The 12,529-nt window shown below is 72.6% G+C and carries 10 protein-coding genes and 1 pseudogene; 7 read left to right on the plus strand and 4 right to left on the minus strand.

Annotated features, from left to right (window positions below; translation table 11 throughout):
* The first annotated feature begins 4 nt into the window (after window positions 1–4).
* From AB0J93_RS05175 to AB0J93_RS05195, 5 genes and pseudogenes are all read left to right on the plus strand, one after another.
* Window positions 5–748 carry an ABC transporter ATP-binding protein gene (locus AB0J93_RS05175; RefSeq protein WP_099849466.1) on the plus strand — a complete coding sequence of 248 codons (744 nt, stop codon included), beginning with the start codon at window positions 5–7 and terminating at the stop codon, window positions 746–748.
* Window positions 749–809: 61 nt separating this feature from the next.
* Window positions 810–1,526: pseudogene (locus tag AB0J93_RS05180) on the plus strand (ABC transporter ATP-binding protein); the annotation flags it as partial.
* Window positions 1,527–1,666: 140 nt separating this feature from the next.
* Window positions 1,667–2,557: a branched-chain amino acid ABC transporter permease gene (locus tag AB0J93_RS05185; RefSeq protein ID WP_093403525.1), complete on the plus strand. Its 891-nt coding sequence runs from the start codon at window positions 1,667–1,669 to the stop codon at window positions 2,555–2,557.
* Complete coding sequence (locus AB0J93_RS05190; protein ID WP_363918315.1) at window positions 2,554–3,684, plus strand: branched-chain amino acid ABC transporter permease; 1,131 nt, start codon at window positions 2,554–2,556, stop codon at window positions 3,682–3,684. The genes AB0J93_RS05185 and AB0J93_RS05190 overlap by 4 nt, the downstream gene beginning before the upstream one ends.
* Before the next feature lie 185 nt (window positions 3,685–3,869).
* Window positions 3,870–4,616 (plus strand): SDR family NAD(P)-dependent oxidoreductase, encoded by a 747-nt coding sequence (locus AB0J93_RS05195; protein ID WP_363918317.1) that lies wholly within the window; start codon window positions 3,870–3,872, stop codon window positions 4,614–4,616.
* A gap of 4 nt (window positions 4,617–4,620) precedes the next feature.
* Here the strand turns inward: AB0J93_RS05195 and AB0J93_RS05200 are convergent, their stop codons facing one another.
* The gene (locus AB0J93_RS05200) at window positions 4,621–5,418 is read right to left on the minus strand and encodes a hypothetical protein (protein ID WP_363918319.1); all 798 of its coding nucleotides are present in this window, start codon (window positions 5,416–5,418) and stop codon (window positions 4,621–4,623) included.
* A gap of 92 nt (window positions 5,419–5,510) precedes the next feature.
* Here AB0J93_RS05200 and AB0J93_RS05205 point away from each other — a divergent pair, with 92 nt between their 5' ends.
* Both AB0J93_RS05205 and AB0J93_RS05210 read left to right on the plus strand, forming a co-directional pair.
* Window positions 5,511–7,691 (plus strand): DEAD/DEAH box helicase, encoded by a 2,181-nt coding sequence (locus tag AB0J93_RS05205; RefSeq protein WP_363918321.1) that lies wholly within the window; start codon window positions 5,511–5,513, stop codon window positions 7,689–7,691.
* Window positions 7,692–7,760: 69 nt separating this feature from the next.
* Window positions 7,761–8,786 carry a hypothetical protein gene (locus AB0J93_RS05210; protein ID WP_363918323.1) on the plus strand — a complete coding sequence of 342 codons (1,026 nt, stop codon included), beginning with the start codon at window positions 7,761–7,763 and terminating at the stop codon, window positions 8,784–8,786.
* On the opposite strand, the gene AB0J93_RS05215 is transcribed toward AB0J93_RS05210, so the two are convergent.
* The 3 genes from AB0J93_RS05215 to AB0J93_RS05225 all read right to left on the minus strand — a co-directional run bounded on the left by AB0J93_RS05215 (window position 8,783) and on the right by AB0J93_RS05225 (window position 12,482).
* Entirely contained in the window at window positions 8,783–9,235 is a 453-nt protein-coding gene (locus AB0J93_RS05215; protein WP_363918325.1) for a helix-turn-helix domain-containing protein, read from the minus strand. The genes AB0J93_RS05210 and AB0J93_RS05215 overlap by 4 nt on opposite strands.
* Window positions 9,236–9,353: 118 nt before the next feature.
* Window positions 9,354–10,529: an SAM-dependent methyltransferase gene (locus AB0J93_RS05220; RefSeq protein WP_363918327.1), complete on the minus strand. Its 1,176-nt coding sequence runs from the start codon at window positions 10,527–10,529 to the stop codon at window positions 9,354–9,356.
* 231 nt (window positions 10,530–10,760) lie between these two features.
* Window positions 10,761–12,482: a DEAD/DEAH box helicase gene (locus tag AB0J93_RS05225; protein ID WP_363918329.1), complete on the minus strand. Its 1,722-nt coding sequence runs from the start codon at window positions 12,480–12,482 to the stop codon at window positions 10,761–10,763.
* Window positions 12,483–12,529 lie beyond the last annotated feature (47 nt).

The raw sequence follows: 12,529 nt of genomic DNA on the forward strand, positions 1-12,529 counted from the left end.
GGAAATGCTCGCCACCCGCGGTCTGACCTGGCGGATCGGTGAGGTCTCCATCGTCGACTCCGTCTACCTGGACCTGGCGCCCGGGGAGTTCCTCGGCGTGATCGGCCCCAACGGTGCCGGCAAGACCTCACTGTTCAACCTGATCACCGGCCTGCGCCGGGCCACCGAAGGTCGGGTCACCCTGGACGGGCAGGACATCTCCGACCTGCCGCCGTACCGGCGGGCCCGGCTGGGCCTGGGCCGTACCTTCCAGGCGTCCTCGGTCTTCGGCTCGCTGAGCGTGCGGGAGAACGTCCGGCTCGCCGTGCAGGCACACCGCGGGGGCTCGCTGAAACTGTGGCGGCGGGCGGCGGCCGACCGGGAGGTCGCCGCCGCCGCCGACGCGGCGCTCGACCGGGTCGGCCTGGCCCACCGGGGTACGGCGCTGGCCGGCACCCTCGCCCACGGCGAGAAGCGGAAGCTGGAGATCGCCCTGCTGCTGGCCGGCGAGCCACGGGTGATGCTGCTCGACGAGCCGATGGCCGGGGTCAGCGCCGAGGACGTGCCGGAACTGGTCCAGGTGATCCGTTCGTTGACCGGAGACAGCGGTCGGGCGGTGCTGATGGTGGAGCACCACATGGACGTGATCCTCGAACTGGCCGACCGGATCGCCGTGATGCACCACGGCGCGCTGCTGGCGTGCGACACGCCGGAGACGGTGATGGCCAACCCGACCGTACAAGAGGCCTATCTCGGGGAGTCGCTATGAGCGGGTACAGCCAGCGAACCACCAGGATCGGCGGCGGCGCGCAGCGAAGCGGAGTGCCGGCATGAGCGAACCGGTCTTGACCGTCGAGGACCTGTCGGTCCGGATCGCCGGGCTGCACATCCTCCAGGGAGTGTCGTTCACGGTCGCTCCGACCGGGGTCACTGTGCTGCTCGGCCGTAACGGGGTGGGCAAGACCACCACGCTGCGCGCCGTCGTGGGGCTGACTCCGCGTAACGGCGAGGTGCGCGGCACGGTCCGGATGGGCGCCCAGAGCCTGCTGTCCCAGCGGACCCACCGCCTGGTTCGCGGCGGGCTCGGCTACGTGCCGGAGGACCGCTGTGTCTTCGCCGGACTCACCGTCGCGGAGAACCTGCGGCTCGCCGAGCGGCGCGGCACCACCCCGGCGTACGACCGGGTGTTCGCACTCTTCCCCGAGCTGGATCGGCGTTCCCGGCAGCGGGCCGGATCGCTCTCCGGCGGGCAGCAGCAGATGCTCGCCATCGGCCGGGTGCTGCTCAACGACAACCGGCTGCTGCTGGTCGACGAGCCGACCAAGGGGTTGGCGCCGAAGGTGGTGACCGAGGTGGCCGAGGTGCTGGAACGGGTCGCGGAGTCCGTGCCGGTGCTGCTGGTCGAGCAGAACCTGGCGGTGGTCCGGCGGCTGGCCCGCGACGCGGTGGTGCTCGCCGCCGGGCGGGTCGCCTGGGCCGGTGACGCCCAGGAGTTGCTGTTGGAGACCGCGCTGACCCGGTCCCTGCTCGGCGTCGGCTCGGCGGAGAGCCACCAGTCCACCGGGCCGGCGGTCGACCATCACCCGACCGGGCCGGCGGTCGACCATCAGCCCGCCGGGGTGGCCGCCGTCGATCGGAGCGCCGACCGACCGGCCGGCGCCGCGTCGGCCCCGGAGGACGGTAGCTGATGGACGCGATCATTCTGTTGACGCTGACCGGCCTCGGCCTGGCAGCCCTCTACTTCCTGGTCGCCTCCGGGCTGTCGCTGGTCTTCGGCCTGGCCGACGTGCTCAACTTCGCCCACGGGCTCTTCCTCGGCGTCGGCGCGTACGCCACCTGGTGGGCGGCGGGGAACCTGCCCGGCGCCGGCCCCGACGGCCTCGGCTTCGTGGTCGCGGTCGCCTTCGGGGTAGCCGCCGGCACGTTGATGGCGGTGCTTGTCGAGTTGGTCCTGATCCGGCCGCTCTACTCACGCACCATCGAGCAGGTGCTGGTCACCGTCGGCCTCTCGCTTGCCGGCGTGGCGTTGTTGCAGGCCACCTGGGGTGCGGACGCGCGACCGTTCCCGCGCCCGGCATGGACCCGCGAGGTGACTTCGATATTCGGCGCGCAGGTGCCCAACGGGGGGCTGCTGCTGATCGTCGCCGCGGCGCTGGTGCTCGGCGCTATCCTCGCCTTTCTCCGCTGGACCCGCTACGGCCTGATCATCCGGGCCGGGGTGGAGAACCGGGAGATGGTGACCGCGCTGGGTATCGACGTCCGCAAGGCGTTCACCCTGGTCTTCGCCATCGGCGGAGCGGCGGCGGCGTTGGCCGGGGCGCTGGGCAGCGTCTACTTCGGCACCGTCTCGCCGCAGCAGGGCGGCTCACTGCTGATCTTCGCATTCATCGTGGTGGTCATCGGCGGCATGGGCTCGGTGGTCGGCTCCGCGTACGCGGCGGTCGCGGTCGGGCTGCTGCAACAGTTCGTCAACTACTACGGCACCTCCGGGTTGGGCGACATCTGCGTGGTGGCGTTGCTGGCCGTGGTGCTGCTGCTGCGCCCGCAGGGCATCGCCGGAAAGGCGGTTACGGCATGACCGAGGTCAAGAGTCCCGAGGTTCCGGCACCGCCGGCGGCGGTGCCCGACGAGCTGACCGAGCAACCGGGCCGTTGGGGCCGACTCCGCCCGTTTCTGCCGCTGGTCGCGCTGGCGGTGGCGCTGATCCTGCCGTACTCGACGCTGCACCTGCCGGGCATCTTCGAGGGCGCGCTGAACTCGCCGGGCACCCTGCAACTGCTCGCCGTGTGTCTGATCTTCGGTGGTCTGGCGGCCGGTTACGACCTGCTGTTCGGGCGTACCGGGATGCTCTCCTTCGGCCACGCCCTCTACTTCGCCGCCGGCGTCTACGGCACCGACATCCTGATCACCCGGGTCGGGCTGCCGCTGTGGCAGGCCGCGCCGCTGGCCATCGTCGGCGGAACCATCCTCGCCGGGCTGCTCGGCGCGGTGGCGCTGCGTACGGTCGGCATCGCCTTCGCCATGGTGACGCTGGCCTTCGCGCAGGTCGGGGCGATCCTGGTGGCCCGGGACTTCGGTGGGCTCACCGGTGGTGAGGAGGGGTTGCCGCTGGACGTCGCCGGGCTGCCGGACGGGCTGGTAGGGGTCGCCAACACGGTCAACCTGTACTGGTTGGCGCTGGCGTATCTCGTGGTGGTGGTGTTCGTGGTGCACCGGGTCAGTGGCTCGCCGACCGGGCGGGTGCTGGCCGGGCTGCGTGACGACGAGCGCCGCATCGGCGTGCTCGGGTTGGATCCGTACCGGTTCAAGCTGGTCGCCTTCACCCTGGCCGGTGGTCTCGCGGCGGCGGGCGGGGTGGTCTACTGCCTGATCGTCGGTGGTGCCTCGCCGCACATCACCAGCAGCGAACTGACCCTGTCGCTGCTGGTGATGGTGGTCCTCGGCGGTCCCGGTACGCGCTGGGGTCCGGTGCTGGGCGGCATCCTCTACATGTACCTCGATCACCGACTGGTGTCGTTCGGCACCTCCGACGCGGTGAACGCGTTGCCGGCGTTCCTCAGCCGGCCGCTGTCCCAGCCGCTGTTCGTGCTCGGCACGGTCTTCATCCTGGCCGTCTACTTCTTCCCCGGCGGCCTGGCCAGCCTCGCTCCTCGGCTGTCCCTGCTCCGTGACTCCCTGCGTCCCGGCACCCGGCGCCAGGGCTGATCACGAGGTCGGCGGGACGGCACAACGGCGTGTCGTCCCGCCGCGCTAGCCTCATGATCGGTGGCCCGGACCGGCGCTGTGGTCCGGGCCGGCCCGGTGTCCGGTGCGGCCACCCTCGCGCTACGGAACAACGGTGGCGGATCCGGACGGACCGGTACGGGACGAGTGGTGCGGGAAAGGACAGCATGAGCGAGCGGTTGGCCGTGGTCAGCGGCGGCGGTACGGGAATCGGGGCGGCCGTGGCGCGGGCGCTCGTCGTGGACGGGTGCTCGGTGCTGGTCGTGGGCCGGCGCGCGGAGAAGCTCACGGCCACGGCCGAGCGGATCGGAGCCGAATGTGGCCGTCCCGAGGCGATCCGTGCCGTGACGACGGACCTCACCGACCCCGACGAGGTGCTGAAGGTGGTCGAGGCGGTCGGTGAACGGCCGGTCGACGTGGTGGTCAACAACGCTGGCGGCTACCACAGCGGGGACAGCGGCACGCTTGCCGGGATCGCCGCGAACTGGCGGGCGACCCTGGACACCAACGTGCTCACCGCGGTGCTGCTCACCGAGGCGTTGCGACCGGCACTGCGCCGGCCCGGCGGGCGGGTGATCCTGGTCAGCTCCATCGCCGCGCAGCGCGGTGGCGGCGACGCGTACTCGGCGGCGAAGGCGGCGCTGCACGGCTGGGCGTACAGCCTCGCGGCCCAGCTCGGGCCGGACCAGATCACGGTAAACGTGGTCAGCCCGGGCTACGTGGCGGAGACCGAGTTCTTCGCCGGCCGGATGACCCCGGAGGGCCATGCGCAGCGGGTGGCCGCGACCCTGGTCGGACGGGCCGGGGTGCCGGACGACGTCGCCGAGTCGGTGCGCTACCTGGCCAGCCCCGCCGCCGGCTACGTCACCGGCCAGGTGCTCGGGGTCAACGGGGGGTCGGTGCTCGGCCGCTGACCGATCAGCCGTTGAGCATGTCGTAGGCAGCGGTCGGGGCCTGCTGGGCCTGCTTTTCGGTGAACGCGACCACCGCCGGGGCGGCGCCGAAGTCGAAGTACTCGACCACGTACTCGGACGCCTTCTTCTTGCCGGCGGCCGGGATCTCCAGCGTCAGCGAGGACAGGTTGCCGTCCGCGCCGACCACCGCGCTGAGCGGGAGCTGCCCGTCGGCGTCGTCGAGCGCGGCCACACCCTCCAGCGCGTCCGCCAGGTCCGGCGCGGCGGACAGGTCCACCACACCGGTGTACGTGCCAGGCTCACCGGCCTGCACGTCGGTGGCGGCGCGGATGATCGCGTCGGCGTTGCCCGGGTCGGTGCCCTCGTAGGTGGGCAGCGAGTCCGGTCCCTCGATCTTCGCCGGGTCCAGCTCCATCCACTTGGTGGGCAGCTTCATCAACTTCTGGATGTCCTTGGCGCCCTTGAAGTTCACCTTCATCCAGGTGCGTGACTCGACCATCCGGAAGGACATCTCAAGCGTGAAGTCCTTGTCCTTGGTGACGGTGTCGATGTCCATGCCTCGGTTCGCCGGGTCGACCACGCCGGAGACGTCACCCGAGGAGTCGCTTGTGGTGAAGCGGAAGGCCGGGTCCTGTTCACCCGGCACGGCCGCCAGCAACTCCTGCTTCGGGTCCGGCGGCGGTGGAGCCGCCGCGGGGGTGGTCTCGTCGTCGCAGCCGGCCACCATGGTCGCGGCCAGTAGGGCGGCGGCCACGGCCGCGAGACGGCGGGTCGTGGCGGTGGTACCGGTTCGCTGAGTCATCTCGTCTCTCTCTCCGGGATCGAACGGGAATGGTAGAACACACTCCCGGCCGCGGCCCGACTCTGCTGTCGCGGCGCTGGTAGAAACGTCGGATGGGCCAGGAACGGACGGCGGTACGGGAGCGGGCCGAGGCGGTGCTGCGGCGGCTGGCCGGCGCGCAGGCCCGGCTTCGCGAGGACCAGTGGCGGGCGATCGAGGCGCTGGTGGTGGACCGCCGGCGGGTGCTGTGTGTGCAGCGCACCGGGTGGGGCAAGTCGGCCGTGTACTTCGTGGCGACCGCGCTGTTGCGCGAGCGCGACGGCGACGAGACGCACGGCCGGGCCGCTCCCGCCGGGCCCACGGTCATCGTGTCGCCGTTGCTGGCCCTGATGCGTAACCAGGTCGACGCCGCGGCCCGGGCCGGTATCCGGGCCCGCACGATCAACTCGGCGAACCTGGACGAGTGGGACGCGATCACCGCCGAGATCCACGCCGGCACGGTGGACGTGCTGCTGATCAGCCCGGAACGGCTCAACAACCCGGACTTCCGGGACGCCGTACTACCGCAGCTGGCCGCCACCACCGGTCTGCTGGTGGTCGACGAGGCGCACTGCGTGTCGGACTGGGGGCACGACTTCCGGCCGGACTACCGCCGGCTGCGTACCTTCCTCGGTAACCTGCCCGACCGCACCCCGGTGCTCGCGACGACCGCCACCGCCAACGCCCGGGTGACCCGGGACGTGGCCGAGCAACTGGGCACCGAACCGACCGTGGCGACCGGGCCGCGACCGGACGTCCTGGTGCTGCGTGGCAGCCTGGACCGGGAGTCGCTGCGGTTGGGCGTGCTCGACCTGCCGAGCCCGGCGCACCGGCTCGGTTGGCTCGCCGACCACCTGGATCAGCTCCCCGGTTCCGGCATCGTCTACACGTTGACGGTGGCCTCGGCGACCGAGACCGCCGAGTTCCTCCGCTCGCGCGGCTGGGCGGTGGCCGCGTACACCGGGCAGGCCGAGGACGCCGACCGCCGCGCCGCCGAGCAGGACCTGCTGGACAACAAGATCAAGGCCCTGGTGGCCACCAGCGCGCTCGGCATGGGCTTCGACAAGCCGGATCTCGGCTTCGTCGTGCACCTCGGCGCACCGCCGTCGCCGATCGCCTACTACCAGCAGGTCGGCCGGGCCGGGCGGGCCGTCGAACACGCCGAGGTGCTGTTGCTGCCCGGCGTGGAGGATGCGGCCATCTGGCGGTACTTCGCCTCACTGGCCTTCCCGCCCGAGGAGCAGGTCCGTGCGGTGCTGGCCGCGCTGCACACCGACCGGCCGCTGTCCACGCAGGCCCTGGAGCCCCTGGTGGACCTGCGACGGGCCCGGTTGGAACTGATGCTCAAGGTGCTCGACGTGGACGGCGCGGTCCGCCGGGTACGAGGCGGCTGGCTCGCCACCGGCGAGCCCTGGACCTACGACGAGGCCCGGCTGGGCCGGGTCGCCGCCGCCCGCAGCGCCGAACAACAAGCCATGGTCGAGTACGCGGCGACCACCGGCTGCCGGATGCGCTACCTGCGGGAATGTCTGGACGATGCGGAAGCGGTCGACTGCGGCCGGTGCGACCGTTGCGCCGAGGCGCTGTTTCCGCCCGAGGTGTCGGCGGCAGCGCTTAGCGCTGCGCAGACCTTCCTCGGCCGCCCCGGGGTGCAGATCGCGCCGAAGAAGCTCTGGCCGACCGGGCTGGAGCCGGTCGGCGTACCGCTGAAGGGACGCATCGCCCCGACGGAACAGGCACTGCCGGGCCGCGCCGTCGGCCGGCTGTCGGATCTCGGCTGGGGTGGTCGGCTGCGCGGGCTGGTCGGCCCGGGTGCGCCGGACGGCCCGGTGCCCGAGGACGTGGCCGCCGCCGTGGTCGAGGTGCTCAAGGCGTGGGCGCACGGTGACGACCCCTGGCCGAACCGCCCGACCGGGTTGGTCTCGGTAGGCTCGCGGACCCGCCCGACGCTTGTCGGTTCGCTGGCCGAGCGGATCGCCGCCGTCGGCCGGCTGCCGCTGCTGGGCCAGGTGATCCCCGCCGGGCCGGTGGCCGCCGACGGTCCGCGTGGCAACAGCGCGCAGCGGGTACGCGCCCTGCACGGCACCCTCACCGTGCCCGGCGACCTCGCCGAGGCCGTCGCCGACCTGGACGGCCCGGTGCTGCTGGTGGACGACCTGGTCGACTCCGGCTGGACCATGACGATGGCGGCCCGGGAACTCCGCCGCGCCGGTGCCTCCGGCGTGCTGCCGCTCGCTCTCGCCGTGGCCGCCTGAGGATGCGACCGGAACCACGATCCGATCGGCCCGCCGGGTGCCCGATCGAGCCGGCGGTACGGTGGGCGCATGGCTGACCAGGCACCCGACGCGCCCGCGTTCGGGTCGGTACGCACCGCCGAGCGACCAGTCGCCGGCCAGGACACCGGCGCGACTCCGGCTGGCCAGGACCCTGGCGCGGCCTCGGCCGTGCCGGACCGGGCCACACTGCGGTTGGCGCTGGTGGTCGGCGGGCTCGTGCTGGCGGTGCTGCTCGGGTTCGGGCTCGGGCGGATCAACGGAGGCGGCGGTTCCACGGCGGCCGGCGGCACCGACAGTGCGCTGGCCGATCACCCCCACGCCCCGGGTGCCGGCGCACATTCACACGGTGTCGACCAGGGCGCGGCGGCCGAGGCCGGCGGTCTGGCGGTCAGCCGCGACGGTTACACCCTCACCCCGCTGACCGCCGAGTTCACCGCCGGGCAGGCAGGTGAGCTGCGGTTCCAGATCCGGGACGGGCAGCGTCGGACGGTCACCCGGTTCGCGGTGGTGCACGACAAGCCGATGCACGTGATCGTGGTACGTCGGGACCTGTCCGGCTACCAGCACCTGCACCCGACCATGGCGGTGGACGGCACCTGGTCGGTGCCGCTGACGCTGCCGTCGCCCGGCGTCTGGCGCGCGTACGCCGACTTCACCGCCCTCGCCGACGACGGCCGGCAGACGGCGACGACGCTCGGGGTGGATCTGGCCGCGCCCGGTGGCTACACGCCCCGCGACCTGCCCGGTCCGGAGATCACGACCAGGGCCGACGAGTTCACCGTCGAGTACCAGGGGGCTCCCCAGCCTGGGCTCACCGTGCCGGTCGACTTCCGGATCACCGGGGCGGACGGCGCGAGCCCGGCGCTGGAGCACTACCTCGGCGCGTACGGTCACCTCGTCGCGTTGCGCGAGGGTGACCTCGGCTACCTGCACGTGCACCCGGAGGCGGAGCTGGTCGACGGGGCGATCCGGTTCTGGCTCACCACGCCGGGGCCCGGACGGTACCGCCTCTACCTGGACTTCGCGACCGGGGGAGAGGTACGCACGGCAGAGTTCACGGTGTCGGTGTCTTAGCCCGCCGTCCGGCGGATCGGTGCGGCGGTGGGGTCAACCGACCGGCGGATCGGCCGCCGGGCGAGGTAGCGCAGCAGGTCGCGGATGTGGTGCTTCTCCTCCGCCGGCACCGCTGGATCCGCCAGCCGTTGCAGGATGACCCGCACATCGGCCTCCACCGGGCCGTCGTCACCGCGTCGCCACGACCCGGGGCCGGCGTCGGGCAGACCGAGAGCGCGGAAGGCAGCCGCCACCGGCAGGTCGAGCGCGGCGCAGAAGCCGCGGACCTTGGCCAGTTCGGGATAGTCCTGCCAGTCACCGGCGAGCCAGCGGAAGACGGTCGAGCGACCGACGCCGGTGTGGGCGGCCAGGTCGGTGACGGTCCAGCCGCGCTCCTCACGGGCGTCGTCGATGGCACGGCGCACGAAACGCGCGAAGGCCATCTGCGGCGAAACCTCTGCCGAACCCATCCGGTGGGTCTTCCCTCCCGACCGGCACCCGACGGTGCGCTCTTCGAGAGTAGTACGGGAACGACGCCGGACAACTGACTGATCGACCAGACGATTGCGGTGGCGAGACGCGAATCCGTCACACCGCCGACGACACCTGCGCGAGCAGCGTCTCCAGCCGGGGGGTGAGCTGCCACTGGGCGACCAGTTCCCGGTACTCCGCACGCTGGGCGGCGGTCGGGTCGGCGCCGGTTCGTCGGGCCCGGATGAGCAGGTTCCGTGGAGTGTGCGCGGAGTCGACGAACTCGACCACCTCGGCCCGGTAGCCGTGCAGCCGCAGCAGCCCGGCGCGCAGCGCGTCGGTGAGGACGTCCGCGAAGCGCTCCCGCAGGATGCCCTGCCGGGTGAGCAGGTCGTACGGCCCCGGAGCCGGCCGGTTACGCAGCTGCGCCGCGACGTCGTGGTGGCAGCACGGCGCGGCGAGCACCCAACGGGCGTGCCAGCCCACCGCCCGGGCCAGCGCCTCGTCGGTGGCGGTGTCGCAGGCGTGCAGCGCGAGCACCAGATCGGGTGGCGGTTCGACGGCCGCGTCGGCGATCGTGCCGGCGACGAATCGCACCCGCCCGGCCCAGCCCAGCCGCTCGGCCAGCTCGGTGTTGCGGCGGCGCTGGTCGTCGCGCACGTCCACACCCACCAGCTCGACGTCGACGCCCGACGTGGACAGATAGCGGTACGCGGCGAAGGTCAGGTAGGCGTTGCCGCAGCCCAGGTCGACCACTCGTAGCGGTCGGTCCAACTGCCCGGCCAGCCCGTCGGGGAGGGTGGCGGTCAGCGCCCGTAGGAACGCGTCCACCTGTCGTCGCTTGGCCGCCGAGCCGCCGATCGCGGCGAAGAGCGGATCGCCCGGATCGAGCAGGTACTCCTTGGCCCGGTCGTGCCCGGAGGCTGCCGCTGGAGCGGCCGGCTGGCTCGCCGCGCTGCGGTGCACCTGGGCCTCACCGGATTTGGTGACCCGCAGTTGCAGGGTGGCGTCGGCGGTCTCCACATGCCAGTTGCCGAACGGCTCGGCCAGCAGCGCCTCCACCGCGGCGTTCGCCTCCGGCCCGGGGCTCAGATTCCGGGTGTGTGGCCGGGCCCCGTCGGAGGTGGAAATCTGTAGCCGCTGACCGGCCTTGAGAGCGACCGGCCGCAACTCGGCCCGGATCATCGAGGGACGCTGGCCGCGCCGCCGTCCGGCCGCCACGGCCCGGGTGAGGGCCGGTCCGAGCAGCATCGAGCGGACCTCGGCCAGGGCGGAGTCCAGTGGTTCGGGCATCGCTCCATCTTTCCGGGGACGACTGGGCGGCATCGTCGGCCGGCAGGCGCTAACCGCTCGCCGCCCGCGCTGCCATCCCTCAGCACTGCGTCAACCGACGCACCGGTTCGACTCGAAGCCGGTGCGTGGAGTGAAGCAGAGCAAAGGGGCCGGACAAGGAAGTACCGCCCGGGCGGCGACGGGTCGGTCCAGTGGCACTGGCCGCTCGCCGCTGCTTCGGGCGGTACGTCGTCAGTCGGTGGTTGCCTCGGCCGGCGTACCGCTGTCGGCAGCGGTACCACGGCGGCGTCGGCGGCGGCGCGGGCGCGGAGCGGCCTCACCGGCGACGTCCTCGCCGCGGCCGGTGGTCGCCTCGGCGGGGGTGCTGTCGACGGCCGTCGAGGCCGTCTCGGCGCCCGCCACCGCCTCGCCGGCCCGGCGACGCCGGCGACGTCGGGGGGTACGGGTGCCTTCCTCGGCGTCACTCCCGGTGGCGTCGGTTGGCGTGGTGTCGGCACCGTCCTGCCGGCGACCGCTGCCGCCGCGTCCACGGCCACCGTCGCCACGGCCGCCCTCACTCCGACCACCCTCACCACGGCCGCCCTCGCCTTGACCGCGGCGGCGGGTGCCGCGCGGCTCACCCCGCCGGGGACGGCCACCGCCCAGATCCTCCTCGACCTCGGCGGCCAACCCGGCGCGGGTGCGCTCGGCGGTCGGCAGGGTGCCGGTGATCTCGGTGGAGATGTGCAGGTCGGTGTAGAGGTGCGGCGAGGTGTGATACGTCTCCGGCGGCTCGGGCATGTCCAGTCCGAGCGTCTTGTCGATGATCCGCCAGCGGGGCATGTCGTCCCAGTCGACGAAGGTCACCGCGACGCCGCTCGCGCCGGCCCGACCGGTCCGGCCGATCCGGTGGGTGTAAGTGTCCTGGTCTTCCGGGCAGTCGTAGTTGATCACGTGCGTGACGCCGCTGACGTCGATGCCCCGGGCCGCCACGTCGGTGGCGACCAGGGTGTCGATCTTTCCGGCCCGGAAGGCCCGCAGGGCCCGCTCGCGGGCACCCTGACCGAGGTCGCCGTGCACCGCCGCGACCGCGAAGCCCCGGAAGTCCAGGTCCTCGGCGACCCGGTCGGCGGCCCGCTTGGTCCGGGTGAAGATGATGGTCAGGCCACGGCTCTCGGCCTGAAGGATCCGGGCCACGATCTCGATCTTGTTCATCGAGTGGGTGCGGTAGACGAGCTGCTCCGTCTGCGGCGAGGGGCCGGTCTCGGCGCTGTGCCCGGCGTGGATCGTGATCGGGTGGCGCAGGAAGCGCCGGGACAGCGTCACGATCGGGTCCGGCATGGTCGCGGAGAAGAGCATGGTCTGCCGATCCTCCGGCAGCATCGCCAGGATCCGCTCGACGTCGTCGAGGAATCCGAGGTCGAGCATCCGGTCGGCCTCGTCCAGGACCAGCGCGCGTACCCCGTGCAGGCGCAGGTGCTTCTGCTTGGCGAGGTCCAGCAGGCGACCCGGCGTGCCGACGAGGATCTCCACGCCCTTGCGCAGCGCGTCGATCTGCGGCTCGTACGCGACGCCGCCGTAGATCGGCAGCACGCGTACGCCCCGGGTGCGGCTGGCGGCGGCGATGTCCTTGGCCACCTGGATGCCCAGCTCGCGGGTCGGTACGACGACCAGGGCCTGCGGCAGTCCGTCGCCGCCCTCGTCGGGTGCGAAGACCCGCTCCAGCAGCGGGACGCCGAAGCCCAGCGTCTTGCCGGTGCCGGTCGGTGCCTGCCCGATCAGGTCGGCTCCGCGCAGCGCGATCGGCAGTGCGTACTCCTGGATGGCGAAGGCGCGGGTGATGCCGGCCGCGGCCAGCGCGTCGACGGTCTCGGCACGCGCGCCGAGCTCGGCAAAGGTCGGTGCCTCCGGTCGGACCGGGGCGGTCGGGGCCAGTTCCTGGCCGTCGGTGATTTCTTGAATCGGCTCACTCATGTGGATTTGGGGGTGCCCTCTCGTGGGTGCGCCCCGTCATGTCCTCA

This window comes from Micromonospora sp. NPDC049374 (assembly GCF_040677165.1).
GTDB lineage: Bacteria > Actinomycetota > Actinomycetes > Mycobacteriales > Micromonosporaceae > Micromonospora.